The 26978-nt window shown below is 27.3% G+C and carries 25 protein-coding genes and 1 tRNA gene; 3 read left to right on the top strand and 23 right to left on the bottom strand.

What is annotated here, in order from left to right; translation table 11 throughout:
- Window positions 1–593: 593 nt before the first annotated feature.
- Window positions 594–1970 (bottom strand): UDP-N-acetylmuramoyl-L-alanine--D-glutamate ligase, encoded by a 1377-nt coding sequence (gene murD / locus EGD97_RS07895; protein WP_078682610.1) that lies wholly within the window; start codon window positions 1968–1970, stop codon window positions 594–596.
- A 408-nt stretch (window positions 1971–2378) separates the two neighbouring features.
- Here murD and EGD97_RS07890 point away from each other — a divergent pair, with 408 nt between their 5' ends.
- The gene (locus EGD97_RS07890) at window positions 2379–2663 is read left to right on the top strand and encodes a hypothetical protein (protein WP_078682611.1); all 285 of its coding nucleotides are present in this window, start codon (window positions 2379–2381) and stop codon (window positions 2661–2663) included.
- 203 nt (window positions 2664–2866) lie between these two features.
- Here the strand turns inward: EGD97_RS07890 and EGD97_RS07885 are convergent, their stop codons facing one another.
- The 4 genes from EGD97_RS07885 to EGD97_RS07870 all read right to left on the bottom strand — a co-directional run bounded on the left by EGD97_RS07885 (window position 2867) and on the right by EGD97_RS07870 (window position 6488).
- A complete protein-coding gene (locus EGD97_RS07885) occupies window positions 2867–3826 on the bottom strand; it encodes an aminoimidazole riboside kinase (protein WP_078682612.1) in 960 nt (319 codons plus the stop codon).
- Between the two features lie 201 nt (window positions 3827–4027).
- Window positions 4028–5419: a glycine--tRNA ligase gene (locus EGD97_RS07880; protein ID WP_078682613.1), complete on the bottom strand. Its 1392-nt coding sequence runs from the start codon at window positions 5417–5419 to the stop codon at window positions 4028–4030.
- Between the two features lie 290 nt (window positions 5420–5709).
- Entirely contained in the window at window positions 5710–6132 is a 423-nt protein-coding gene (locus tag EGD97_RS07875; RefSeq protein ID WP_078682614.1) for a PPC domain-containing DNA-binding protein, read from the bottom strand.
- A gap of 281 nt (window positions 6133–6413) precedes the next feature.
- Window positions 6414–6488 (bottom strand) — tRNA-Asn (locus EGD97_RS07870).
- Window positions 6489–6860: 372 nt separating this feature from the next.
- Between EGD97_RS07870 and EGD97_RS07865 the strand changes: the two genes are divergently transcribed.
- Window positions 6861–7544, top strand: a complete 684-nt coding sequence (locus tag EGD97_RS07865; protein WP_078682615.1) for a YkgJ family cysteine cluster protein — start codon at window positions 6861–6863, stop codon at window positions 7542–7544.
- A 92-nt stretch (window positions 7545–7636) separates the two neighbouring features.
- On the opposite strand, the gene EGD97_RS07860 is transcribed toward EGD97_RS07865, so the two are convergent.
- The 18 genes from EGD97_RS07860 to EGD97_RS07775 all read right to left on the bottom strand — a co-directional run bounded on the left by EGD97_RS07860 (window position 7637) and on the right by EGD97_RS07775 (window position 26079).
- A complete protein-coding gene (locus EGD97_RS07860; protein ID WP_127836993.1) occupies window positions 7637–8095 on the bottom strand; it encodes an S-ribosylhomocysteine lyase in 459 nt (152 codons plus the stop codon).
- Window positions 8096–8173: 78 nt separating this feature from the next.
- Complete coding sequence (locus EGD97_RS07855; protein WP_078682617.1) at window positions 8174–9403, bottom strand: NAD(P)-dependent malic enzyme; 1230 nt, start codon at window positions 9401–9403, stop codon at window positions 8174–8176.
- 85 nt (window positions 9404–9488) lie between these two features.
- Window positions 9489–10997 carry a lysine--tRNA ligase gene (lysS, locus tag EGD97_RS07850; protein WP_078682618.1) on the bottom strand — a complete coding sequence of 503 codons (1509 nt, stop codon included), beginning with the start codon at window positions 10995–10997 and terminating at the stop codon, window positions 9489–9491.
- Window positions 10998–11068: 71 nt separating this feature from the next.
- Window positions 11069–11551 carry a transcription elongation factor GreA gene (gene greA / locus EGD97_RS07845; protein WP_078682619.1) on the bottom strand — a complete coding sequence of 161 codons (483 nt, stop codon included), beginning with the start codon at window positions 11549–11551 and terminating at the stop codon, window positions 11069–11071.
- 159 nt (window positions 11552–11710) lie between these two features.
- The gene (locus tag EGD97_RS07840) at window positions 11711–12529 is read right to left on the bottom strand and encodes a hypothetical protein (RefSeq protein ID WP_078682620.1); all 819 of its coding nucleotides are present in this window, start codon (window positions 12527–12529) and stop codon (window positions 11711–11713) included.
- Between the two features lie 75 nt (window positions 12530–12604).
- Window positions 12605–13570, bottom strand: coding sequence for a tRNA dihydrouridine synthase DusB (gene dusB, locus EGD97_RS07835; RefSeq protein WP_127836992.1), 966 nt, complete (start codon window positions 13568–13570; stop codon window positions 12605–12607).
- Window positions 13570–14358 (bottom strand): type III pantothenate kinase, encoded by a 789-nt coding sequence (locus tag EGD97_RS07830; protein WP_078682622.1) that lies wholly within the window; start codon window positions 14356–14358, stop codon window positions 13570–13572. The genes dusB and EGD97_RS07830 overlap by 1 nt, the downstream gene beginning before the upstream one ends.
- Window positions 14359–14435: 77 nt before the next feature.
- Window positions 14436–14843: a biotin/lipoyl-containing protein gene (locus EGD97_RS12755; RefSeq protein WP_078682623.1), complete on the bottom strand. Its 408-nt coding sequence runs from the start codon at window positions 14841–14843 to the stop codon at window positions 14436–14438.
- A 22-nt stretch (window positions 14844–14865) separates the two neighbouring features.
- A complete protein-coding gene (locus EGD97_RS07820) occupies window positions 14866–15198 on the bottom strand; it encodes a hypothetical protein (RefSeq protein ID WP_078682624.1) in 333 nt (110 codons plus the stop codon).
- 110 nt (window positions 15199–15308) lie between these two features.
- Window positions 15309–16799 carry an acyl-CoA carboxylase subunit beta gene (locus tag EGD97_RS07815; protein ID WP_078682625.1) on the bottom strand — a complete coding sequence of 497 codons (1491 nt, stop codon included), beginning with the start codon at window positions 16797–16799 and terminating at the stop codon, window positions 15309–15311.
- Between the two features lie 286 nt (window positions 16800–17085).
- Window positions 17086–18342, bottom strand: coding sequence for a zinc-binding dehydrogenase (locus tag EGD97_RS07810; protein WP_078682626.1), 1257 nt, complete (start codon window positions 18340–18342; stop codon window positions 17086–17088).
- On the bottom strand, window positions 18332–19312 hold the full coding sequence (gene pfkB, locus EGD97_RS07805; protein WP_127836991.1) for a 1-phosphofructokinase: 981 nt from the start codon (window positions 19310–19312) through the stop codon (window positions 18332–18334). The genes EGD97_RS07810 and pfkB overlap by 11 nt, the downstream gene beginning before the upstream one ends.
- Complete coding sequence (locus tag EGD97_RS07800) at window positions 19290–19811, bottom strand: PTS sugar transporter subunit IIA (RefSeq protein WP_127836990.1); 522 nt, start codon at window positions 19809–19811, stop codon at window positions 19290–19292. Before EGD97_RS07800 ends, pfkB begins: the two co-directional genes overlap by 23 nt.
- Window positions 19812–19845: 34 nt before the next feature.
- Entirely contained in the window at window positions 19846–21918 is a 2073-nt protein-coding gene (locus EGD97_RS07795) for a BglG family transcription antiterminator (RefSeq protein ID WP_127836989.1), read from the bottom strand.
- 72 nt (window positions 21919–21990) lie between these two features.
- Window positions 21991–23391 carry a PTS mannitol transporter subunit IICB gene (locus EGD97_RS07790; RefSeq protein ID WP_127836988.1) on the bottom strand — a complete coding sequence of 467 codons (1401 nt, stop codon included), beginning with the start codon at window positions 23389–23391 and terminating at the stop codon, window positions 21991–21993.
- A 281-nt stretch (window positions 23392–23672) separates the two neighbouring features.
- Window positions 23673–24395, bottom strand: a complete 723-nt coding sequence (locus EGD97_RS07785; RefSeq protein WP_078682631.1) for an amino acid ABC transporter ATP-binding protein — start codon at window positions 24393–24395, stop codon at window positions 23673–23675.
- A complete protein-coding gene (locus EGD97_RS07780; RefSeq protein ID WP_078682632.1) occupies window positions 24388–25041 on the bottom strand; it encodes an amino acid ABC transporter permease in 654 nt (217 codons plus the stop codon). Before EGD97_RS07780 ends, EGD97_RS07785 begins: the two co-directional genes overlap by 8 nt.
- 189 nt (window positions 25042–25230) lie before the next feature.
- A complete protein-coding gene (locus EGD97_RS07775) occupies window positions 25231–26079 on the bottom strand; it encodes a transporter substrate-binding domain-containing protein (RefSeq protein ID WP_127836987.1) in 849 nt (282 codons plus the stop codon).
- A 468-nt stretch (window positions 26080–26547) separates the two neighbouring features.
- On the opposite strand from EGD97_RS07775, the gene EGD97_RS07770 reads away from it, so the two are divergent.
- Window positions 26548–26871, top strand: coding sequence for a hypothetical protein (locus tag EGD97_RS07770; protein WP_127836986.1), 324 nt, complete (start codon window positions 26548–26550; stop codon window positions 26869–26871).
- Window positions 26872–26978: the final 107 nt, after the last annotated feature.

The raw sequence follows: 26978 nt of genomic DNA, 5'->3' as shown, positions 1-26978 counted from the left end.
TTATTCTCTGTTTAATTTTCAAAGACCAATCATTTCGCTGTCATCTGACAGCTTTTATAGTTTATCAAGATTTATTTGTTTTGTCAACAACTTTTTTATTGGTAATTTTATATACTCTATAAAGTTATTGACTAAACATTGTTGTCGCTCTCAACGACGTTTTTTATAATATCATGAGATAAATTAGAATTCATAAGAAAAAATATTTATTATATTAAAATAAATTCATTATTCTTCATATTTCTTCATTATTCTAATTAATTTTACAATTGATACACCCGGCACTGGAGATTATATAAAAAAGATGCTATCAAAAAATACGTAAATATTTTTTATAAATAAAATATGACTAACTTATAAATTGTTACATAATTCAAATTATACCAGGTGTATCTCCATATAAAATAATTAGTATTAAAGAGAAAAAAAGATTTTAATATAATTTTAATTAATGATGTTATATTAAAAAGTTATTAAGTTGTAAATTAATTCTCACTGTATATTTATTTATAGTGTTTCTAAATTTTCATTACAGCTATATATAGTGCTCAAATATTTAATAAAAAACTTTTCTAATATAATTATAAAAGTTTTTATAAATTATTTACTATCTCTTTAAATTTATTTCCCCTAACTTCAAAGTTTTCAAACATATCAAAACTTGCACAAGCTGGAGCCAATAAAACTATATCTCCATTTTCTGATTCATCCTTTGCCTTATATACAGCATCTTCAAAAGAGTCTGCCATAATAATAGGTAAATTTAAATTCTTTTTAGAAATTATTTTTTCAAAAGCAGATTTTATTTTATATTTTGTAGCCCCTAAAAGTATTAACTTTTTAATATAAGGATACCCCTCTTGTGCAAGAGGCTCAAAAGGAATTTTTTTATCATATCCACCTGCAATTAATATTATAGGTTTCCCAAAAACTTTAATATCTGCAAGAGTTCTAGATGGACTTGAAGCAATAGAACTATTATAATATTTCACTCCATTTATTTCTCTTACAAATTCAATTCTATGTTCAACCCCTTTAAAAGTATAAGCTACTTTTTTCATACTTTCTATTGATACATCTTCGCTTAAAGCACAAAATGCAGCAAGATAGTTTTCTATATTGTGCATACCTTTTATAATAATTTTATCTGCTTTACATACTTTATTACCCATTAAATAAAGTATTCCATCTTTATAATAAGCACCTTCTTTAATTTCTTCTTTAGTACTAAATTTTAAAACTCTGCCCTTAGCTTCATTTTCCATAGAATTTGTAATTTCATTATCTCTATTTAGAACCAATATATCATTTTTATCTTGATATTTAAAAATATTTTTCTTAGCATCTACATATTCTTCCATGTCCTTATGAATATCTAAATGATTAGGACTTAAATTTGTTATAACAGAAACTTGTGGTGATACAGTCATAGTCATAAGCTGAAAACTAGAAAGTTCAAGTACAACTTTATCAGTTTCTTTAATTTCTTCAATTTTATCAAAAAGCGGAGTACCAATATTACCTCCTACCCAAGTTTTATATCCTTCTTCTTTTAATATATTATAAATTAAACTTGTAGTGGTTGTTTTCCCATCACTACCTGTTACGCCAAATATCTTTGCAGGACAATATTTTATAAATTCCTCCATTTCAGAAGTTATATATGCTCCTTCTTCTTTAGCTTTTATCAATGAAGGACTGTCAATTCTCATAGAAGGTGTTTTAAAAATAACATCATAACCTGTTAAATTATCTAAATAATTATCACCAAGAATTAACTTAACTCCTTTTTCTTTAAATTCTTTTCCTATTTCACCAAGCTGATTTTCATTTTTTTTATCAAAAGCACTAACCTTTGCATCTAAATTTAATAAAAATCTTATAAGCGGAATATTACTAACTCCTATTCCTACAACAGCAGTATTTTTCCCTTTTATAAATTCTTTAAATTCTTTAAAATCTTTTTTCACCAAATTTCCTCACTTCCATAATAATAAAAATAATTCTTTTTTAATTATACCATTTTCTTATCAAGTTACATACTCTAAGTTAATAGTATGATTATATAAATATTTATGAAAAAGATAGAAGAACCATTGGAAGTAAATCAAATTGGTTCTTAAGCAATAGCCTATAAAATGGATCCTATGAGAAGTAAAATATATGAGAGGTAAAATAATAGAAGTATGATGCTTTAAGATATAATGTTATCTATTAAAAATGCCTATTCCTTAGATTATTTATTTATATATTCAATTTATTCAAAATCAAATATAAAAACGAGTAAAAATACTTACTTTTTATATTATTTTACTAGGTTATATTTAATTTTTATATTGTATATTTATATATAGAATTAATTATATGGAGTTAGAAAAATGGCATTTTTAACATTAATTTTAACTTGTCCTTTAGTTTTTATTTCTAAATTTAAAAAGCAAGAAAATGAAGAATATTATAACTATAAACTTTTAGGTATTTGGTTTTTATGCCAATTATACATAACTTTTAATAACAGTTTTAGATTTCCATTTGGCATAATACTAGCATTATTAGTTGTTTATAAAACAAAATTTAATAAAACATCTAAGTTTATTGCTTTAATTTTAGGAATAATGAGTTTATTTATTAGTTCTATAGTTTATTTAATATTCTCAAATTAAGTTGAAATTTGTCGAAATTATGAGAAAATACTAAAAATAAAAACTTTTATGTTAGGTATTGTAAATTTAGCAATATATATGCTATACTATTAACGTGCCGTAAGGAAAACATTAATATAATTCCCCATAATTTAATAACATATAATATATCCCCATGATAAACCCCATTTAGTGCCGAGCGACCCCATGCTCGGTATTTTTTTTTATTTTATAAAGTCTTCCACAGCTTTTATAGAAGGTAATGAACTTATAGCTCCTTTATTAGTAGTAGTTAAGGCAGCTACTGCATTTGCAAATTTAAGCATTTCTTCCATTTCAGATTTGCTTATATTATTTATGTCTATATTATATTTTGAAAGTTTATATAAAAATGCTCCTATAAATGAATCTCCAGCTCCAGTAGTATCTATAACTTTAACATTATATCCTTCTACATTTACTTTACTATTATTAAAATAAGCTGAAGCTCCATTTTTGCCTTTTGTAATTATAAGGATTTTAATATTTTTATAAGATAAAAGGTAGTTAATAGCCTTTTCTTTTTCTTTAATACTCGTAATAAATTCAAGTTCATCTTCACTTATTTTTACAATGTCAGCATATTTTAAAAATTCATTAATAACTTTTTTATATTCTTCATGATTTTCCCATAAAGGAAGTCTTATATTAGGATCAAAAGATATTAGTCCGCCTATTTCTTTCACTGCTTTAATTGCTGCTATATGTGCTTTTTTAACAGGTGCATCTATAAGACTTACAGAGCAAAAATGTAAAATATCTTCTTTATTAAACCAATTTTTATCTATTTCGTTTTCCTCTAAAAGCATGTCTGCACTAGGATTTCTATAAAAAGAAAAATCTCTGTCTCCATCTTCTTTTAATGAAACAAAAGCAAGAGCAGTATTAGCTTTATTAGTCCTATATATGTATTTTGTTTCTACTCCTGTATCTTTTAAAGTTTCAATAAGAAAATCTCCAAAAGCATCAAGTCCTAGTTTTCCTATAAAAACGCTTTCACCTCCAAGTTTAGAAACTGCAGCAGAAACATTAGCTGGTGCACCTCCTGGAGCTCTTTCAAATGAAGATACAGATTTTAATGCTACTCCCTTTTGTTCTGGAATAAAATCAATAAGTGCCTCACCAATAGTAAAAACTCTTCCCATTTTAAAACCTTCCTAACTTTTTATTTTATATTTATTATATATATCATGCATTTAAACTAAATATATAATAGGTAAATATAGAACAGTAAAATAATAACCCAATCATTAAATATATATTTTATTCTTAGAACAGATAGGATTATTATTTTACTAAATTACTAAATTTTAAATTTCTTTATATCTATTATTATGAGATTTCAATTAAAATTCTAATTTTTCTTCAATAAATTTTTCAATTTCATCTATATTTATTCTGATTTGATCCATTGTATCTCTATCTCTTACTGTTACTGTGTTGTCATTAAGTGTATCAAAATCTATAGTTATACAATATGGAGTTCCTATTTCATCTTGTCTTCTGTATCTTTTACCTATACTTCCTGCTTCATCGTAATCTACATTAAATTTCTTTCTAAGTTTGTCATAAACCTCTAAAGATTTTTCTGAAAGTTTCTTTGAAAGAGGTAGTATTGCTGCTTTAAATGGTGCTAATGCTGGATGAAGATGAAGTACAGTTCTTACATCTCCGTCTTCAAGAGTTTCTTCATCATAAGCATCACATAAAAATGCTAATGTAACTCTATCTGCACCAAGTGATGGTTCTACGCAATATGGAATATATTTTTCATTAGTTGTTGGATCTAAATAACTCATATCCACTCCTGAATGTTCAGCATGTTTTTTAAGGTCATAGTCTGTTCTATCAGCTATTCCCCAAAGCTCGCCCCATCCAAATGGAAATAGAAATTCTATATCTGATGTTGCTTTACTGTAAAAAGATAATTCTTCTTTAGCATGATCTCTCATTCTTAAATTTTCTTTTTTCATTCCTAAGTTTAAAAGGAAATTCCAGCAATAATCTTTCCAATATTTAAACCATTCTAAATCTGTATCAGGTTTACAGAAAAATTCAAGCTCCATCTGCTCAAATTCCCTTGTTCTAAATATAAAATTTCCAGGAGTTATTTCATTCCTAAATGATTTACCTATTTGAGCTATACCAAAAGGTACTTTTTTTCTTGAAGTTCTTTGAACATTTTTAAAATTTACAAATATACCTTGTGCAGTCTCTGGTCTTAGGTATACTTCTGATTTTGCATCTTCTGTTATTCCCATAAAAGTTTTAAACATAAGATTAAACTTTCTTATATCAGTAAAATTTTTCTTGCCACATTTAGGACAAACTATATTATGTTCATCAATATAATTTTTTAATTGTTCATTAGTCCATCCATCAGCACTTGCTACTTCTATTCCATTTTCAGTCATATAGTCTTCAATTAATTTATCAGCTCTAAATCTAGATTTACATTCTTTACAATCCATAAGTGGATCAGAAAATCCTCCAACATGTCCTGATGCTACCCATACTTCTCTATTCATAAGTATTGCAGAATCTATTCCAACATTATAAGGACTTTCTTGTACAAATTTTTTCCACCATGCTTTTTTAACATTATTTTTAAATTCAACTCCAAGAGGGCCATAATCCCATGAATTTGCAAGTCCTCCATAAATTTCTGATCCTGCAAATACAAAACCTCTATTTTTAGCAAGTGCTACTATTTTATCCATGGTTTTCTCTACTGCCATTTATTAGTACCTCCTATTTGCTTATATGTTTATAATAATATATAATTGAATATTTTTAATTTAACCAAAGTAATCTATTACTTTACATTATATATACATTGAATTTTAAATAATTAATTAAATATATAAATTATGCCGCAAAAGTATTTTTCTTAAAATTGACCACTATATTTTAAAGTAAATCAATAATGAATATACTACTTCATTGTTTAATGGAAATTTATTTAAAACTTATTGTAGTTTAATCAATATATAATTTTGATATATTTTTAACTCATTTAATTATTTAACTAATTAAATTTATATAAATTTAAGCCAATTTCATCACTAAATTCTCTATCTACTTTTCCATCAATAGTATCTATTATAATTTCTCCAGTAGCACTTATTACAGCTGAGTTTAAATGTCCTCCATAAATTTTATTTTCTTCATCAGCAACATCAATATGTAGATGTAAATACACCTCTCCATTCATAGTAGAAACATTTCCTAAAAGGCATGTCATTTCATAATCACCTTTTAGTTCTATTGAATGATATTCTTTAAGAGATGGCTTAAATAATCCAACCTTTACATTACTTACAGCTCCAATTCCTTGTATTGAACCTAGTGTTATGTTTTCATCTTGGCAAAGTTTCTTTAAAGTTTCAATAATTTCTTCACCTTTGTTAAGTCTTACTATGTATTTATTCCCAAATTTCCTAAATTCCATAATATTTTCACCTTCCTAAACAAAATGCGTAATAATAAAAATATAATTTTATTTTTATAACTATATAAGTTACTTATTTTTATTTATTATTATATCCTAAGTATAATAATAATTCCAATACTTTTAATTTATGTATTCGCAAAAATGATTCTAAAAATTTTAAACGTTTTAAAACAAAAAACTGAAATATAGTTAAATAAACTGAAATATAGTTAACTAATTAAACAAAAACTCTAGGTTTTTAGCCTAGAGTTTTTAATTTATTCATCAAAAAATAAAAATGGCTCCGTGGAGAGGACTCGAACCTCCAACCCTTCGGTTAACAGCCGAATGCTCCGCCATTGAGCTACCACGGAATATCTATTACATGTGTAATTATATCATAAAATAAAAAAAACACAATATATTTTTAAATATTTTTATTGCATTTTATGATTAATTTATGATAATGTCCTAATATGCAACTATTTTTATTAATAACTGTACAAAAATAATTAGAAAGGCATCATCAACTTAGTGCTAATATTATAAAAATTTTGGAATATTTTTTTAATGTTTTTATTGTATTGTTAATAATAATATTTATTATTATAATTATTATTATAACTTATACAAGGTAGGTTATAAATTAAGAATATTTTAAAGAAATGAGTTGTTATTGTTCGATTGAAAATCTATATGTTTTCTATGAAATGTTACAACTACATTATACAAGGGAGGATATATAATTGGGAAATAATGATGTATATAAAACATTATATATAGATAAAAATGGTAATGAAATTGTTTATAACCATTCTAAGTTCGTAAAGGCAGTTGATAATTTAAATAATTTTGTTGACAGTAGAATAAAATCAGTTAATACGAAAATAACTAAAGAAGAGGCTTTTAGAAAGCTTAAAAAACTATATGAAAAACTTGATATTGCTTCATCACCTGCTGCTGAGGTAGCATCATGTAGACAAGGTTGTGGTCATTGTTGTAAACTTTTGGTTTTAACAAGTAAGCTTGAAAAAGAATATATAGATGAATATTTATCTTCTCATTACTCTGAGGAAGAAATAAATAAATTTAAAGAAAAAATTAAAAAACATAAAGAGCTTTTATCTAAAATAATTGTATATAGAGATGGAAGCTTTAATAAAGATATAAAAAATGAATATCTATCTTGTAAAATTCCATGTGCTTTTTTAGATGAAAATGAAAATTGCAGTATTTATGAAGTTAGACCATTTATATGCAGAAAATATTTAGTTTTTGATTCTCCTGAAGTTTGTTCTGCTTTAACTAAAGATACTACTCAATATTATTCTACTTTTCAAACAACTGTTAAAGACGCTATAATAAAACTTAATCAATTAACATATGGTACTGATTATGAATATAAGCATTTACAATCATGGTTTATTTAGTAAATCAATTTTAAAATAATTATTTTAAAAAGACAGAAATATCAAAAACATTTTGCTATTTCTGTCTTTTATGTATTTTTTATATAATATTTTTATTTATCTCCATAAATGTTTAAACTAATTCCTTTATTTAAAACCTGCTTTGCATATTCTTTTGCTCCAAATAAAGATAAATCTTTGTAGTTTCCACATTCTACTTCACTTCTTGCTGGCACTTCTTTAGCATCTAAAACTTTTTTTAATGCATTTTCTAATCCTGTCTTTATTTCTGAAGTTTCTTTATCTCCCCACATTATTAAATAAAAACCTGTTCTACAACCCATTGGAGATAAATCTATAACTCCATCTAATTCTTCTCTTATAAATCCTGCTAATAAGTGCTCTAAAGCATGAATTGCTGCTGTACCCATAGCCTCTTTATTAGGTTGTGTAAATCTTAAATCATATTTTGTTACTTTATCTCCATTTTCCCCTATCATTGTAGAACATTTTCTTACATATGGCGCAACTAATTTTGTATGGTCTAATTGAAAGCTTTCTACCTTTACCAAAACAATTACCTACCCTTCTTCAAATGCTTCTATAATTACACGTTATTATTTTTAAATATAAAAGTACTACGTTTTATATTATCTATTATTAATTAATTCTTTTGTATGATTAAAAACCCATTCAGGTGTAATTTCTTTTTTCCTTGCTACTCCTGTTTTTATAGCAGCTTTAGCTACAGCCTCAGCAACTTTAGGTGCAACTCTTAAATCAAATGCATCTGGTAATATATAGTCTTCTTTAATTTCATCATCACTTATAACGCTAGCTATAGCTTTAGCTGCTGCTATTTTCATTTCTTCATTTATCTCTCTTGCCAAAACATCTAAAGCACCTCTAAATATTCCTGGAAATGCAAGAACATTATTAATTTGATTTGGAAAATCTGAACGTCCAGTTCCTATAATTTTAGCTCCAGCTTCTTTTGCTTCTTTAGGATAAATTTCTGGTATTGGATTTGCCATAGCAAAAATCATAGGATCTTTATTCATTGTTTTAATCATTTCTTTAGTTAATGCTCCTGCAGCAGATACTCCAATAAACACATCTCTTCCTTTTATAACATCAGATAAAGAACCCTTTATATTATATGGATTAGTTATATCAGCAAGCTTTTTCTTTGCACTATCTAAATTTTCGTTATCCTTTGATATAGCACCTTTTCTATCACATACAACTATATCTTTAACTCCCATAGATAAAAGAAGTTTTGCTATTGCAGTACCAGCTGCACCAGCTCCATTTATAACAACCTTTAAATCGCAAAGTTTTCTATCAGTAAGTTTAAGTGCATTTATTATAGCTGCAGCAGTAACTACTGCAGTTCCATGTTGATCATCATGAAATACTGGAATATCACATATTTTTTTTAATTTGTCTTCAATTTCAAAACACTCTGGAGCTTTAATATCTTCAAGGTTTATTCCTCCAAAGGTTGGTTCCATAAGTTTTACTGCTTCAACTATTTTATCTACGTCTTTTGTATTTAAACATATAGGGAAAGCATCTATACCTGCAAAAGATTTAAATAGTATAGCTTTCCCTTCCATTACTGGCATTCCTGCCCCTGCTCCAATATCACCTAATCCCAATACTGCTGTCCCATTAGTTACAACCGCTACTAAATTTCCCTTTGATGTATAATCATATATTTTATTATAATCTTTCTCTATTTCTAGGCATGGTTCTGCAACTCCTGGTGTGTATGCAAGAGTCATATCATCTCTAGTTTTTACTGGGACTTTGCAATGAAGAGCTATCTTTCCTTGATTATCCTTATGCATTTTTAAAGCTCTTTCTTTTAAATCCATTTAAATATCATTCCCTTCGCGTAAAGTTTTTATTTTAAATTTTATAAAAAGCAACTAGTTTAAACCAGTTGCTCTATAGTAAATATTATTGTTGATTTGGTTTCATAGTTGGAAATAATATAACATCTCTAATTGAATAAGAATCAGTTAAAAGCATAACTAATCTATCTATACCTATTCCAAGTCCGCCTGTTGGAGGCATTCCTGTTTCTAAAGCACTCATAAATTCTTCATCTATTACGTAAGCTTCATCATCTCCAAGCTCTCTTTCTTTAGCTTGCTGCTCAAATCTTTCTCTTTGAACTATAGGATCATTAAGTTCTGAATAAGCATTACATATTTCTCTTCCAAAAATAAAGCCTTCAAATCTTTCTGTAAAATTTTCATTTCCTCTTTTTTTCTTAGTTAAAGGTGAAATTTCAACAGGATAATCCATAAGGAAAGTAGGTTGAATTAAATGTTCTTCCGCATACTCTTCAAATAATGCATTTAAAACATCTGCCTTTGTACAATCCTTTAATTCCTTCTTAAATTCAAGATTTTTTTCACGAGCTATAGCTTGAGCCTCTTCATCTGTTTTAATTTGATTAAAATCTACTCCTGCATATTCCTTAACTGCATCTACCATAGTAAGCCTTCTCCATGGAGGAGTTAAGTCTATTTCAGTTCCTTGATATGTTATCTTTGTAGTTCCATTAACTTTTTTACAAACATACGCTGTTAAATTTTCCATAAGTTCCATCATGTCATTATAATCAGCATAAGCTTCGTATAATTCTATCATAGTAAACTCTGGATTATGTCTTATGTCTATACCTTCATTTCTAAAATTTTTACCCATATCATATACTTTCTCAAATCCACCAACAATAAGTCTTTTTAAATATAGTTCTGTAGCTATTCTTAAATACATATCTATATCTAAAGCATTATGGTGAGTTATAAATGGTCTTGCGGCAGCTCCTCCTGCTATTGGTGAAAGTATAGGTGTTTCAACTTCTAAGTATCCTCTATTATCTAAAAATTCTCTTACACTTTTTATAATTTGAGTTCTTTTTATAAAAGTATCTCTTACATTTTCATTCATTATAAGATCAAGTTCTCTTTGTCTATATCTTAAATCCGGATCTTTAAGTCCATGCCACTTATCTGGTAGTGGTTTTAAAGACTTAGAAATAAGCTGGAAGTCCTTAACATGTACAGAAATTTCTCCTGTCTTTGTTTTGAATACAAAACCAGTAACACTTATCCAGTCTCCTAAGTCAAGACTTTTAAATTCCTTTAATCTTACTTCTCCAACATCATCTATTTTTATGTAAATTTGAAGCCTTCCATATCTATCTTGAATATGTGAAAATCCAGCTTTGCCTTGAACTCTTTTAGACATAAGTCTTCCTGCAACTGTAACAGTTTGATTTTCTAAAGTATCAAAATCATCTTTTACTTCTTTTGATGTATGCGTTCTATTCACTTTATAAACATCAAATGGATCTTTCCCTTGAGACTTAAGATCTGCAAGTTTTTGTCTTCTAAGCAATACCTGTTCATTAAATTTAGCCTCCTGCTGCTGAAAGCTTAATTCATCATTTGCCATCTATTTTTCCTCCTTTTATAGTGCCTTAGGGCAGAGCAACTTAAATATAGGTTATTCTGCCCTTAATATTATTATACCACTCTTATTTCAAGAATTTCATATTTAGTTACTCCATCTGGAACTGGAATTTCTACTATATCTCCAACTTTTTTACCAATCAAAGCTTTTCCTACTGGAGATTCGTTAGATATTTTATATTCCATAGGATTAGCTTCTGCTGAACCAACAATTGATAGTTCAATTTCTTCATCAAATTCGTAATCTTTAACTTTAACTATGGAACCAACGCTTACCTTGTCTGTAGATAAATCACCTTCATCAACAACTTGGGCGTTTTTTAACATATTTTCTAGTTGAGCAATTCTGCCCTCAACAAAGGCTTGTTCATTTTTAGCTTCATCATATTCTGCATTTTCACTTAAATCCCCATACCCACGGGCAACTTTAATTTTTTCTTTTATTTCAACTCTTTTTATTGTTTTAAGATATTCTAATTCTTCTTCTAATTTTTTAACTCCTTCATAAGTCATTATAAATTTTTTTGAATCTGCCATTTTTTTCTCCCCTTCATGATTTTACTAATAATTCCCTTTAAATGTGCCTAATTTAAATAAAGTATATTGACACATAGAAACATTATTACTATGTTTTAATATAAACAAGCCAATCATTTAAGTTAATATTATAAATCAGCCTTTATATAATGTCAACAGCTAGAAATTTTTTATTTCTTCATTAAATTTTATTTTGTCTAAATATATCCCATTATATTTTAATGAAGCTTCTATATCATTTTCATTCATTTGACTTAAAATAGCTCCCACAAGTTCAAATCCCAAATTTATATCTTTTATATCCCAAGGTACTGAAAAACTTATATCATTTATTGCTAAGTCTTTATTTGTGCTTGGCAGAAATAAATTATCTATGTACCATACTAAATTATCTATTTCTAAATTTTTTGAACTTATTACAAAGTCTGATTTTTTTAAAGCATATTCTACATCATTAGTTACTATAGGAGATATACCATAATTTGCGATAATATACTCTCTTAGATTGCTTGTAAAGGTTATATTGTTAGATAGCAGTATACAGTATTTACATTCTTTTGATAATTCATAAATTATATGTTGGTTTATATCTTCTGCAGCATCATATACTACTATACAAGATGATTTTATGCTTTTATTTTTCAATCTAAGTATAAGTTTTATGCTGTTTACAACTCCATATGCAAAAAGCTTTTTCTGAAAATCATTTAAAAATTGAAAGTCAAGATACCTATAAGTTTTTAATGCTAAATATGGTTGTCTTTTTTTTATATATTTTTTAGCTATTTGTATGTTGCGTCTATAAGCTTTAGGATTAAAATTAGGAGGAAGTTTTACACAAGCTATTTTTAAATCAAGCTCTTTTATAAAACTCTCCCCCTCAAAACTTGTGTGAAGCCTATCTTTTACCTTTCCTAAAAAGCTTTCATCGTAATAAGCTTTTTTTATATCTGTATTTACATACACAATGGGATTCATTTTTAACCTCGATGGACTTATTTATAATGATATTATATTTAACTATATTTAAAAAAATTACTTTATTTTTAATTTTTATGTAAAAGATTTGCTATATTCTTTCAATATTTTAACCACATTCTCTGCACTTTTTTCTGTATTTATTATATTTTTAATCTCTGTACAATTTAAAAGACCTTTTATATACCAAGAAATATGTTTTCTCATTTCTCTTATTGCTTTATTTTCACCAAAATAATAAAGAGCAAGTTCAAAATGCCTTATAGCTAAATTTATTTTTTCACTTGGAGTTGGATAAATTATATTTTCTCCATTAAACGCCTGGTTTATCTGTGTAAATATCCATGGATTTCCCATAGCTCCTCTTGCTATCATAATTCCATCACAGTTTGTAAATTCAATTATTTTTAAAGCATCTTCGGCTGAAAAAATATCCCCATTTCCTATAACAGGGATTTTAACACTTTCTTTAACCTTCCTTATTATATCCCAATCAGCCTTACCTTCATACATCTGTTCACGAGTTCTGCCATGAACAGTTATAGCATCTGCCCCTGAATCTTCCATAACTTTAGCAAATTCTACAGCATTTATTTCTCTATCGTTAAATCCTTTCCTAAATTTAACTGTAACAGGTTTAATACTTGCCTTTTTTACTTCTTTTACAATATCTGAAGCTAAACTTGGATTTCTCATAAGTGCAGATCCTTCTCCATTTTTTACTACTTTTGGAGCAGGACATCCCATATTTATATCAATAAGAGATATATCTTCATTATCATTAAAATAATCACAAGCTTTTGCCATTATATAAGGATCATTACCAAAAATCTGAACTCCTATAGGTTTTTCTTTTTCTGAAACTTTAAACATATCTATTGTATTTTCACTTTTATAATATAATCCTTTTGCACTTATCATTTCTGTATATACAAATCCGCATCCCATTTCTATACAAAGGCCTCTAAATGCTATATCTGTAACTCCAGCCATAGGTGCTAAAAAAACATTATTTTCAAACTCTAGATTAGCTATTTTCATTACATCACCATTTCTTTATTTTTTTCATATATAATCCTAAGTCCTTCTAAAGTTAAATATGGTTCAACCTTTTCTATATATTTGGAATCTTCACTTATTAAATTAGCCAATCCTCCTGTTGCAATAACTAAAGGATTAATTTCTCCTAAAGCTTCCATTTCATTTTTCATTTTTTCAACTATATAATCAACCAATCCAGTATATCCATATATTATTCCAGACTGCATACTTGTAACTGTATTTTTACATATTACGCTAGATGGTTTAGAAAGTTCAACTCTAGGAAGTTTTGCCGCCTTTTCAAAAAGAGCATCTGCAGAAATTTTTAAACCCGGACTTATAGTTCCTCCTAAATAATCTCCATTTTTAGTTACAGCACAAAATGTAGTTGCAGTGCCAAAGTCAATTATTATAATAGGTCTTTTATAAATCTCATGTGCAGCTACTGCATTTACAATTCTATCTGCTCCAACCTCTTTAGGATTATCATATTTTATATTTATACCTGTTTTTATACCAGGTCCTACAATAAGTGGAGTTAAATTGAAGTATTTTCTTATCATATGTTCTACAGTATACATAATATTTGGTACAACAGAAGATATAATAACTCCATTAACTTTAGTATAATCTAAACTTTTTTTCATAAATAATTCAGTAACTTGTATCCCGTATTCATCTGCAGTTCTTTTAAAATCTGTTGCAAGTCTCCAATCTGCAATTAAAGTTTTCCCTTTATATACTCCTAGAACTATATTAGTATTTCCAACATCTAAAACTAAAATCAAAATAAGCACCCCCTTAATGATACATATTATATTGTATACTCGTAAAATTATTTGTAAATATAAAAATAAATAATTTTTTATTTAATAATAGCTAGTATATCTCCAGTATTTACTGACTGACCTTTTGAAACTGATATAGAAATTACCGTACCCGAAATTGGAGAAACAATTTCATTTTCCATTTTCATAGCTTCAAGTATAAAAAGCAAATCTCCTTTTTTAATATTATCTCCTTCTTTAACATTTATATTTAATATAGTACCTGGCATTGGACAATTTATTTTTTCTCCTTCTTTTATATCATTATTTAAAATTTTTTCTTTGGAAATTACTGGTTTTGGAACTTGCATTGGTGATGGTTTATAATTTCCCTCTCTATTACTTGATGAATTCAATACTTTAGATGGCCCATTAAAATCTTCCTTAGCCTCTTCAACCTCAACCTCATATCTATTTCCATTTACAGTTACATAATATTTCTTCATAATATAAAAACCTCCTTTTAAATTATCTCACTTCTTCTAAAAGTTCTACAATTCCTTCTTTTCTCCAAGTCGATTTAGTTCCATCAACTCTTTTTATACTTTTTATTTTAAGATTTGAATCCTGAATATCCATATAAGCTGATAAAGCTCCCATTATAGCGGCAACCAATTCTAACTGTTTTTCATCTTCATTAATCTTATTATCAGATAAAATTATATCAGAAGATAATTCTTCTTTTTCATTTAATGTATCGTATTTTTTATCAGATTTTATTTTAGGATATAAAAAATAAATAATAACCATTAAAATAATTATTAAAGCACTTATCACCAAAGAACCATTTAAATCAGGCATAAATTTTCTCTCCTTATATTTATCTCGTTTTTAAATTTTAAAGTTCCCCATTCTTTTGTGTTTATATTTCACAGTTAACTACAAACATAATTATAAATATTTTGTAGTTGTTAAATTAGTACACTTCCATACTTTTTAGGATAACTAATTTCTCTCTTACTTTGAAGCATATCTAAAATTGCAAACAATCTTATCCTAGATTCAGAAGGTAAAATAATATCATCTATATATCCTTTTTCTGCTGCTTTATAAGGATTTGTAATTTCTTCTTTATACTTTTTTATAATTTCTTTTTCTTTTTCTTTTGGATTATCAGAAGCTATTATTTCTTCTTTATATAAAATTTTTATTATATTTTCAGGTTCTCCTATACAAATTTTAGCATTAGGCCAAGCATATGTAATATCAAAAGATACCTCTTTACTTGCAAAGGCTAAAAAATTACTTCCATAAGCTTCTCCTATTATTAGAGCAATTTTAGGAATTTTGGCATCAGAAAGAGTGTATATAAATCTTGATAAAGTAAGAGCTAATCCATTTTTTTCTTCATCTAAATCTGTTTTTAATTCTTTTATATCAACAAAACTTAAAATTGGTATATTAAAGCAACTGCATAATTTTACAAATCTTATAAGTTTTTCAAAGCTTTCCCTTCCTAAACCGTTATTCTTTTCTATTTTATCTATAGCCATAATACCTACTGTAACTCCATTTAATCTTGCAAATCCTGTTAAGACTTCTTTTTGAAAATTTGAATTTACCTCAAGAAAACTATCCTTATCAAAAATTAAATTTATAACTTCATATATATCATAGTTTTCCTCTTTTGATATTTCATTAAGTCTATTTTCTACACTGCTTAATTCTTCACTAATGCCTAAAGGTGGAGTTTCTAAATTATTAGATGGTAGATAAGTTAAAATCTTTCTAACTGTACTTAAAGCTTCCTGTTCATTTTCTGCAGTAAATTGAGCCGTTCCATTTTTACTTATATTAAAATCAGTAGCATATTCATTTATATCTATGTATCTTAATTCCTTTGAAATTATTTTTTCTGGAGAGTTTATATATAATTCTCCATTTTTTTTAACTATTATTGTGAAATCACTCATAGCTGCACTAACTGATGCTGCTCCCGTACAAGGCCCTGCTATTACTGCTATTTGAGGTACAACACCAGAAGCTTCAGTATTTTTTCTTATTATATTTCCATAAGCTCCTAATACCTCAATTCCATTTTCTATTTTAGCCCCTATAGAATCAAAAATTTGTATTATAGGCGCCCCCATTTTAATAGCCATATCTATTATTCTGCAAATTTTATTACTGCCTGCAATACTTATACTTCCACCATCTACAGTATAATCTTGACTAAATACGTATACAAGTCTTCCATCTATTGTTCCATATCCTGTTACTACTCCCCCTCCATTATTTTCAACAAAAGATCCTATCTCTATAAATGTACCTTCATCTAAAAGATTTTCTATTCTTTCTCTTGCCGTAAGTTTATTTAAATTATGCTGTATTTCTATATTTTCATCTCCTCCTCCTTTTTCATTTTGCTTTTTAAAATTTATTAAATTTTCTATATTATCCAACCATAATTCCTCCTTTAATTATTATAAAATATTATAATTAAATATTTCTAAAAAATAGTATCAACAAATAAATAATATCATAAATGTTATCATTTATAAAATTCTAACTAGTATAAACATTACCATTTTATTTAATTTATACAATTTATACAATTTCATACTCTGTATATTAATAATATTCTTTAAATATAATTTATTAAATATAAAATATATTCTACAAAAATAACAGCAATAGGTTATAATACATCCTATTGCTGTTATTTTTAATTTAAAATATAAAATATATTTATTTAAAGTTTTCTAAAAGGTATTTCTCTGCTTCAGGGCACCATAATCCTTTGTTTTTGCTTACTATTTCAAATAATTTTGCAAAACGTTTATCTGTTTTCCCCTTTTCCTCAAAATCTTCAATAGCAGTAAGCTCCATATCTATATGAGTGTAGATAAGTTTTTTCCCTCCAGGAATTTTGGGTAAATTAAGTGTAGTCTCAGCAACACAATTAAGTCCTCCTATATGAGTTACCATAACTGCTGGATTAATCCTTCTTTGTTCTGTAAGCTTTAATGATTCTATTAAATCATCAGTATTTCCACCTGTTGTTCCCATTATGTGAGTTGAAGCATAATGAACATTATAATAATTTATTTCACCAGAAAATTTAGTATCTGTTGGTCCTGCAAAGAAGTTTAAACATCCATCTCTTCCTAAAATTTTATCTGCTTGTTCAACAACAGATTTTACTGGTGCAAAAGCAAATACATCATCAAATCCTGTCCCTCCACTAACCTCGATTAAATATTTTTCAGGATTTTCTAAATTTTTAGTATTAACAAATATTAAATCTACTCCACATTCTTTAGCCTCTTCTTTTGTAAATATTTCTTCTGCTCTTTTTAACCTGTTATCATCTACATCAGTTACAACCAAAAGTCCAGGTCTTCTATCACAGTGAAGTGCATAATCTATTGCACCAAGTCCCATTGGACCTGCTCCTGCAAGTATTGCTAATTTTCCACCTTCTTTTATGCCCATATGATGAACATATTTTCCCATTTCAGTATGATAATTTGCATGGAAGGCTCCAATTATACAAGACATTGGTTCAGCAAGTGAAGCCTCATAATATGCATCTCCTTTATAATTTAGAAGGCATCCAAGTTCCATTACTTCTTGAGGAATTATAGCATAAGTTGCATCTCCTCCAAAGTACATATAAGAATATCCAGGTGATGCCATACTCCCTTTATAATTTAGGGCTGGTTGCTGTGCAAATTTTGTACCAGGTTTAAACTGATTCTGCCATTTCTTTCCAACCTTTACTATATTACCTGCAAATTCATGTCCAATTATTATTGGATTTTCATGAACATCTTTTGGAACTCTTTTATGATTTTCTCCAAGTATTGCACATTTGTAAGTTGACATACAAATACTATCGGATATAATTTCTACTAATATTTCATCATCTTTTATTTCAGGAAGTTCAAATTCCTCTAATCTTAAATCATTTGCTCCATATAATCTTACAGCCTTAGTCTTCATAATCTCTACCACCTTTTCTTATTATATATTTAAATTTTACTTTTTTTTCTAATTCTAAAATATCTTTAAGTTCTGCAGGTTCTGTTCCAGATGTCATAACATTTGCAGCACTAACAGCTGTTGATAATACTACAGCTTTTTCTAAAGAATAGTTTCTTTCAATGCTTAGTGCTAAAGCTGCTACCATAGAATCTCCTGCACCTACAGTACTTTTAACAGGTACTTTAATACCTTCAGCATGAATGACATTATCTTTATCTATAAATAGTCCTCCATCTTTGCCTAAAGATACAACAACTCTTTCAACTCCATATTTAAAGAATTCTTCAGCAGATTCAACTACATCTTTCATACTCTCAAGTTTTTTATTACAGAATTTTTCAAGTTCATGAATATTAGGTTTAACTAAATATGGACCTGCTTTTACTCCTTCTTTTAATAATTCTCCATCTGCATCCAATATAGTTTTTGCTCCTTGCTCTTTAGCCTTTTTTATCCAAACTGCATAAATATCTTTAGGAACGCCTTCTGGTACACTGCCTGATAAAATTAATATGCTATCTTTATTTACTACTTTAAAAATGCTTTCTTCAAGCCTATTTAAATCTTCTATAGATACAATATTCCCAGGTTCATTTATATCTGTATTTTTTTTATTGATACTATCTATAATTTTAAGATTTGTTCTTGTTTCTCCTTTAGTAAACACAAAATTATTTTCAATATTTAAAGAATTTAAATAATCTCTTATAAATTCTCCATTTTTCCCTGAAAGAATTCCAAGTGCTATGCTTTCTCCATTAAGGCTTTTAATAACTTTTGAAACATTTATTCCTTTTCCACCTGCATCTAATCTTATAGATGATATTCTATTAACATCTCCAGCTTTAAAATCATTAATTTCTACAGTTTTATCTACTGCTGGATTTAATGTTACTGTTACTAATTTAATTTGCTGTAAAGGTTTCATAAATATAATTCACATCCTTTGTCATTTTTAGTTCCTGAATTTTGTTCTCGTCTTCGCCTATTATAGTGGCAATATTAGAAAGTATATTAATATGCTCATCTCCAACACCTGCTATTCCAATAACAAGGTAAGCTTTTTCTTCACCAAAATCTATGCCTTCTGGAAATTGAAGTACTACAATGCCGGATTTTTTAATAAATTGTTTAGCTTTTCCTACCCCATGAGGTATAGCTACACCATTACCCATATAAGTACTCAAATCATTTTCTCTTTCAATCATTGCTTGAATGTAATTTTCATCAACATATCCACTTTCTACTAAAAGTTTACCTGCCATTTTTATAGCCTCATATTTATCTACTGAAGGTAAATTAAGCTTAATATTGCTTTTTAATAATATTTCATTCTCTTTATTTTCATAATTAGTTTCTAACTGTACTTTTTTTTCGCATGAACTTTCCTTTTTGTTATTTAAACTTGAAAAAAATTTAAATCCCACATTGAATTCCTCCTATATAGTCTGATTTTTATGGTTAATTAAATTTTGTTTTATAAAACTCATCAAGAAAATTATTTAATTTTAAATATATATCCTCTTTATCAGCTTTTTTTAAACAATCAATAAAGTCAGGTTCTTCAATTAGCTTTGTACTTAAAAATCCCATAATATCTAGATGCATTTTATTACAATCTTTTGGTACTAACATAATAATGGCAAGATTTATATTTTCATATTCACCTTCTGTATTTATTACAGATAAATGTTCTTTTAGCCTAACTGCACCAAAAATTAATTGTTTTACTCCTGATGTTTTACAATGAAGCAGCATAGTTTCAAATCCTGTTAGAATTGTACTTCCTATTTTTTCTCTTGCCATTAAATCTTTTTCAATATAATCTTTATTATTTGGGGAATCCCCAAGTTTAAAGCTAACTTCTTTTATAATTTCATCTATATTATTAAAATTATTATAATCATATACAAAAATATTATCTAAAATTTGCAAAATGCCTTCTGTGTAAATGTTAATCTTTGATAACTTATCCTTTAAATTCGTTGAATCTTCTTGTATTTTATTTTTATTAATTGGAGTATTTTTAATCTGTTTCATCAAATTATCTACTAATTCTTTATCTTTTTGAAAAAACAATGGATTTACTATTGCTACTGGAAGTTTTGTTGTTTCAATAGGTACAGTAGAAATAATAAAATCTATACCTTTATTTATAAGAAAATCTTCATCTATATTAATTGAAGATATAATATCAATAACTTTAATATTGTCATATTCCTTTTCAATTCTTGCTGCAAGAAGTCTTGATGTCCCTATGCCTGTGGTACAAGAAATCACAATTTTATAAGTTCTTTTTACGGATTTCCCTTTTTCTAACACTGCTCCTAAATGCATAGCAATATAAGCTATTTCTGATTCAGGCATATTGATATTATATTTTTTTTCAACTGGTTCAACACATTTTTTAGCTAATTTAAAAATCTCTGGATAATGTTCTTTAATTTCCTTAAGCAGAGGATTTCTAATATTCATTTTCATCTTTAATCTATTTATTGCTGGTCCTAAATGATTAGTAAGCCATAATATAGACTGCTCATTGTATTCTAAAAAGCTTCCAGTTTCAATTTCTGCTATTTTAATCATTTCTTTAGCTAAACTTTCAAGTTCATTATCTGAATTTTTACCTTCAAAACTTTTTGAACCTCTTAAATGCATAGTTATATAGCCTACTTCATCTTCTGGTATTTCTATATTAAATTCCTTTGATATTTTTATAGATAAATATTTAGCTATTTTAAACTCATCATATTTTTTAAGTCCTTGTAAAAAAACTTTATCCATTCTTATTTTTTCATCTTTTTTTATTCTTTCTATAGCAAGAGCTAAATGAACAATAAGAGCAACACATGCATTATCTGCTAATTTATAATTAAATGTATTTTCTACTTCAAATATCAAGGTTTCTAATTTCCTAATTATATCTTTATCTATAAAATTTAATAATTTTTCTCTTGTATTTACATATACAGATAAATTTTCTCTAATCAAATCTAAAAGTTCCATTTCATTCATATTTTCATAAATTAAATTAACTATAGCTTTTCTAAATTCTTCTTCTTTACCTTCAATATATACTCCAACCCCTGGTTTTCTTATTAATTTTAATTTATAATCTTTAAGCCACTTTTCAATTTTATCCAAATCATGACTTACTGTTCCTTCGCTAACATTTAAAGATTTAGTAAAATTAAAAAGCTTTATAGGTTCCTTTTCATTGAGAAGTTCTGATAAAATAATAATTTGCCTTTCTTTTGAAGAATAATTTTTTATCTCTTTGTTTTGTTCTAAACTATTTAAAACATTTTTTCTATCTTCATCTTTTCCCTTTAGCTTTATACCCATGCCTGATTTTTTATCCAAACTGCAATTATAAGCTTTAAGAAAACCTTCTATATCTTCAAGTTCCCTTAATACTGTTCTAGAGCTTATTCCTAATTTTTCAGCTATACTAGATACAGTTATATATCTATATTCACTGCATATTATTTTTAATATTTCCTTTTGTCTTAGTGTAACTTTTATTTTATTCATGCTTAACCACCTTATTATTAAAAGGGGTAGCAGCGGATATTACTCCGCCGCCTGCCTATTTATTTTTGAGTATTATAACAATCTTTTTACTAATTCATCATATTCTGGACTGTTCATAAAATTCTTTATAGATATATGCTCTGCATTTGGAGCTTTTCTTCTTGCTCTGTCAGTTAAACTTTCGTGGGTTATAACTATTTCTGCATCAGATGGGACTTCATCTACTGCACAGTGAACTACTTCTATATTAAGTCCAGCTTTTTTAAGTTTATTTCTTAATGTAGTAGCTCCCATAGCACTAGAACCCATTCCAGCGTCACAAGCAAATATTATTCTGCTGACATTTTTCTTTACTGATACATTTGACACATTCTTTAATTCTTTAACTTTATCTTTAGCATCAGTTAGTTCTGAATCATCCATCTTATCTGCATTTTTCTTAACAAAGTAAGATGCTACTAAGAAAGATACTACTGTTGATACAATAACTCCAGCTATTACTCCAAAATAGCTTCCTTTAGGTGTCATTGTTAATAGAGCAATAATACTTCCTGGTGATGGTGTCGCAACAAGCCCAGCTCCTAAAATGCTAAAGGTTAATACTCCGCTTGCTCCACCTGCTATTACTGCCAATAGTAATGCTGGATTCATAAGAACATATGGAAAATATATTTCATGTATTCCACCTAAAAAGTGAATTATAATAGCACCTGGTGCTGACTGTTTTATCATACCCTTTGCAAACATCCAATATGCTAAAAGTATTCCAAGTCCTGGACCTGGGTTAGTTTCAATTAAGAAAAATATAGATTTACCAAAATCCTTAGCTTCTTGAATTCCTATAGGTCCTAATACTCCGTGATTAATAGCATTATTTAAGAAAAGAATTTTACCTGGTTCAACAAATATAGAAGCTAGTGGGAGTAACCCTGCATTTACTATTGCCTCAACTCCAGATTTTAAAATATTATTTAATCCTTGAACTACTGGTCCTATTCCTAAATAAGCAATCAATGTAAGTAAAGCTCCAATAATTCCTGCTGAAAAATTATTTACTAACATTTCAAAGCCTGCAGGTATTTTCCCATCTATTGCCTCATCAAACTTCTTTATAATAAAACCTGCTAAAGGTCCCACAATCATTGCACCTAAAAACATTGGTACACTAGCTCCAACTATAACTCCCATTGTAGCTATAGCTCCAAGTACTCCACCTCTAACTCCGCTGACAATCTTACCACCAGTATAACCTATTAAAAGTGGAAGAAGATAAGTTATCATAGGTCCAACTAATTTTGCTAAATTTTCATTTGGTATCCATCCAGTAGGAATAAATAATGCCGTTATAAGTCCCCAAGCTATAAATGCACCAATATTTGGCATAACCATACCGCTTAAAAAACGTCCAAATCTTTGAATTTGTTCTTGAGTCTTTCCCTTTTTAACTGCTGCATTAGTTTGTAGATTTGCCATCTTACTTCCCTCCTATTTTAAAATTATAAATTATTTAGTATAATTATTATTACGTCTTAACAAATGTTTGCTAATTAGATTTTTCGTAAATAAAATATTATGATTGTTATTAATATAAATGAATAAGGCTTTCTGCAGAACTCCTTTTCTTTATCTTGATTTTATTATATATTGCAAATCGTTTTCATTCAATTTAAACATACACGACATTAGTCCACATCTATTAGTGACAAAATTAAATATTACAAAAATAAAAAACTGAGATATCTCAGTTTTTTATTTTACAAAACTTTTCTTAAAAAATCTTTTGTTCTATCTTCCTTAGGACTTTTAAATATTTCATCAGGGGTTCCCTGTTCAAGTATTTTCCCTTCATCCATAAAAATAACTCTATCTCCTACTTCTTTTGCAAAACCCATTTCGTGAGTTACAACAACCATTGTCATTCCCTCTGAAGCTAATTCTTTCATAACATCTAAAACTTCCCCTACCATCTCTGGATCAAGAGCTGAAGTTGGTTCATCAAAAAGCATAACATCTGGAGACATAGCCAAAGCTCTTGCTATAGCAATTCTCTGTTTTTGTCCTCCTGAAAGTTGTGTTGGATAACTTTGAGCCTTATCAGAAAGTCCAATTCTTTTCAATAAACCATAAGCTATTTTATCAGCTTCTTCTTTAGAAACTTTTTTTAACTTTCTTGGAGAAATAGTTATATTATCTAAAACTGTCATATTAGGGAAAAGATTAAATTGTTGAAAAACCATACCCATTTTTTGCCTTAATATATTTATATTAGTATTTTTATCTGTAATAGATGTACCTTCAAATATAATTTCTCCTTCAGTTGGTTCTTCAAGACGATTTAAACATCTTAAAAAAGTACTTTTGCCAGAACCACTTGGACCTATAATAACAACTACTTCACCTTTATTTATTTCAATATTTATATCTTTAAGTACATGAAGTTTACCAAAATATTTATTTAAATTAGTTACTTTAATCACTAGTTTTCATCCTCCTTTCAATCCAGCCCATAAGCTTTGAAAGAGAAAAAGTCATAACAAAATATACAAATGCACCTATTATTAAAGGCTCAAAAGCTCTAAAAGTATTACCCCTTACTGTGTCAGTATTATACATAAGTTCTTTAATTCCTATAACTGAAACAACTGAGGATTCTTTTATAACAGTAACAAATTCGTTACCAAGTGCAGGAAGTATATTCTTAATTGCCTGTGGTACTATTACATATCTCATAGCCATACCATAAGGCATTCCAAGTGAACGTGCTGCTTCCATCTGACCTTTGTCAACTGCTTGGATACCAGCTCTTATTATTTCAGAAACATAAGCTGCACTATTTACTGCTAATGCAATAATTGCTGAAGGTATCTCTGGTAAATTTACTCCTATAATATCTGGTAATGCATAATATATAATAAAAATTTGGACCATAAGAGGAGTCCCTCTTATAAACTCAACATAAGCTGCTGCTATAAAATTAAATATTTTAATTTTCGATATTCTAAGAAGTGCAAGGAAAAGACCTAATATGCTCCCAATTAAAACAGTAAAAAAGGCAAGCATTATTGTAAATTTTGCACCATCTATAAAAAACATATAATATTTAGGCAAAAACGAAAAATCCAAATAAGTTCCTCCTATCTTTTTTTATTTAAAATAATTATCAATAAAAGTTAATCTATAGATTATTATAATTTAATTATATAATAATTATTTAAAAACTACTCTGCTTAACTAATATTTATTTTTATGCTAAATATATATAAACATAAAAGTAGGTTAGGCATTACTGCCTAACTTTACTAATTTAATATTTTATTTTGATTCAAATAAATTTGTTGCTTCAGTAACTAATTTATCTATAGTTTTATCTTGTATAAGTTTGTCTATTGTTTTGTTAACTGCATCTACAAGTTCTTTATTTCCCTTTTTAAATGCAACTGCTGAACCTGCTTCTTCAGTTTTTAAATTTATATCTGATATTGCTAAATCACTATTTGCAGAAACATTAGATTTAGCAACTGGTTCTTCTATAATTGCTGCATCTATTTTTTTAGTTTTAAGTGCTAAAGTTATATCTGAAATTTTTGAAAGAGCTTTAGCTTCAGAGTTTGGCATCTGTTTAGCTGCAATTTCTTCTTGTATAGCACCCTTTTGAACGCCAACTTTCTTTCCTTTTAGATCATCTATAGATTTAATTTTATCTTTATCTTCAGCTCTTACTACAACCTTTTGAACTGCAGTATAATATACATTAGAAAAATCAACACTCTTTTTTCTATCTTCATTTGGAGTCATACCAGCTAATACCATGTCTATACTTCCAGCTTGAAGAGCACTTAAAAGCCCTTTAAAATCCATTTCTTTTATTTCAAGCTCAACTCCTAAATCTTTTGCAATAAGCTTTGCAATTTCTATGTCAAAACCTACAACTGTTTGTTTGCCATTTTCTTCTTTAATAAATTCATAAGGAGGATAATCTGGACTAGTACCTAAAACTATCTTTCCTTTTTTCTTTATTTCATCTAATTTACTTTCTGATTTTACTTGTTTATCTGAGTTTGTATTATCACCAGCAGATTTATTACTTCCACATCCTGATAATCCTACTGTTAAAATTGCTGTAAGAGCAAATGCTGCCAATTTAAAATATCTCTTTTTCATTTAAATTTGACCCCCTGTATTTAGTATTAGGTTTATATATTTATTTTGTATTTTACATATTTCACGAAACATTATACACGTTTTTTTATAATTATGCAATTAAATTTTTATTTTTTTATTAATGTCTATAATTGATTTATGATAATGCCCTAATATACAACTATTCCCATTAATAGTTGAACAAAAATATAAAAAAGCACCAGTAAAGCTACTGGCAATAGTATAAAAATTTTAGAACATTTTATTGAATTTAAAATTACTGATATTAAATTTTTATTTTTTTATTTATGTCTAAAAAAATAAAAATTGGTTAAAACTATACCTAAGAGTATTTTGTATAACTTTATTATTAAATTACTTTGATTATATTACTTATACTTTTAAAACTAACGTGATATATTTTTATATTTACCTATTTTATAATAAATTTTATTTAATATTACCTTAATTAAAAGTGAGGTCTTAGTTATGAAAAATTTTTTAATAGCAGCCGCTGTAGATATAATAATTATTATGGCTTCATACTTTTTGTTTAAAAATATAATAAGTGGTTCAACAAGACATAAAATTTATGAAAAATTTCTTAGTTCCTTTGCAAAATTTGTTATTATTATTTTTTTAGCCTCATTGGCTATAACTGGCATTGCAGCATTTATAATGTATCGTACTAGATACATTCAATATATAAACATTATAGCACCTTCTCTTGTATCAATTTTAGTGGGATTTGTAGTTTCTACAGTCCCTACAAAAGGTACAGGAGATAAAGATAAAGTAGAAAAACAAAAATAAATTAGATTCCCCCTTTAATTTTTAATAAGGTCTATGGTATTTTTTTCATAGACCTTATATTGTATTTTTTATAAAAATCTCTTGATTTTTTCTCATTTTCATAATAT

The organism is Clostridium prolinivorans, assembly GCF_004011155.1.
Lineage (GTDB): Bacteria > Bacillota > Clostridia > Clostridiales > Clostridiaceae > Clostridium_AT > Clostridium_AT prolinivorans.
The sequence above is the reverse complement of the archived record's forward strand: the minus strand, read 5'-3'. Positions and strand labels throughout refer to the sequence as shown.

What these genes read in the sequence shown, in the direction of transcription:
- EGD97_RS07890 (WP_078682611.1), top strand. Translation starts at nt 2,379, where the DNA reads ATGGCATTTTTAACATTAATTTTAACTTGTCCTTTAGTTTTTATTTCT.
- EGD97_RS07885 (WP_078682612.1), bottom strand. Translation starts at nt 3,826, where the DNA reads ATGGGAAGAGTTTTTACTATTGGTGAGGCACTTATTGATTTTATTCCA.
- EGD97_RS07880 (WP_078682613.1), bottom strand. Translation starts at nt 5,419, where the DNA reads ATGGCAGTAGAGAAAACCATGGATAAAATAGTAGCACTTGCTAAAAAT.
- EGD97_RS07875 (WP_078682614.1), bottom strand. Translation starts at nt 6,132, where the DNA reads ATGGAATTTAGGAAATTTGGGAATAAATACATAGTAAGACTTAACAAA.
- EGD97_RS07855 (WP_078682617.1), bottom strand. Translation starts at nt 9,403, where the DNA reads ATGGATTTAAAAGAAAGAGCTTTAAAAATGCATAAGGATAATCAAGGA.
- lysS (WP_078682618.1), bottom strand. Translation starts at nt 10,997, where the DNA reads ATGGCAAATGATGAATTAAGCTTTCAGCAGCAGGAGGCTAAATTTAAT.
- greA (WP_078682619.1), bottom strand. Translation starts at nt 11,551, where the DNA reads ATGGCAGATTCAAAAAAATTTATAATGACTTATGAAGGAGTTAAAAAA.
- EGD97_RS07840 (WP_078682620.1), bottom strand. Translation starts at nt 12,529, where the DNA reads ATGAATCCCATTGTGTATGTAAATACAGATATAAAAAAAGCTTATTAC.
- dusB (WP_127836992.1), bottom strand. Translation starts at nt 13,570, where the DNA reads ATGAAAATAGCTAATCTAGAGTTTGAAAATAATGTTTTTTTAGCACCT.
- EGD97_RS12755 (WP_078682623.1), bottom strand. Translation starts at nt 14,843, where the DNA reads ATGAAGAAATATTATGTAACTGTAAATGGAAATAGATATGAGGTTGAG.
- EGD97_RS07820 (WP_078682624.1), bottom strand. Translation starts at nt 15,198, where the DNA reads ATGCCTGATTTAAATGGTTCTTTGGTGATAAGTGCTTTAATAATTATT.
- EGD97_RS07810 (WP_078682626.1), bottom strand. Translation starts at nt 18,342, where the DNA reads ATGAAGACTAAGGCTGTAAGATTATATGGAGCAAATGATTTAAGATTA.
- pfkB (WP_127836991.1), bottom strand. Translation starts at nt 19,312, where the DNA reads ATGAAACCTTTACAGCAAATTAAATTAGTAACAGTAACATTAAATCCA.
- EGD97_RS07795 (WP_127836989.1), bottom strand. Translation starts at nt 21,918, where the DNA reads ATGAATAAAATAAAAGTTACACTAAGACAAAAGGAAATATTAAAAATA.
- EGD97_RS07790 (WP_127836988.1), bottom strand. Translation starts at nt 23,391, where the DNA reads ATGGCAAATCTACAAACTAATGCAGCAGTTAAAAAGGGAAAGACTCAA.
- EGD97_RS07775 (WP_127836987.1), bottom strand. Translation starts at nt 26,079, where the DNA reads ATGAAAAAGAGATATTTTAAATTGGCAGCATTTGCTCTTACAGCAATT.
- EGD97_RS07770 (WP_127836986.1), top strand. Translation starts at nt 26,548, where the DNA reads ATGAAAAATTTTTTAATAGCAGCCGCTGTAGATATAATAATTATTATG.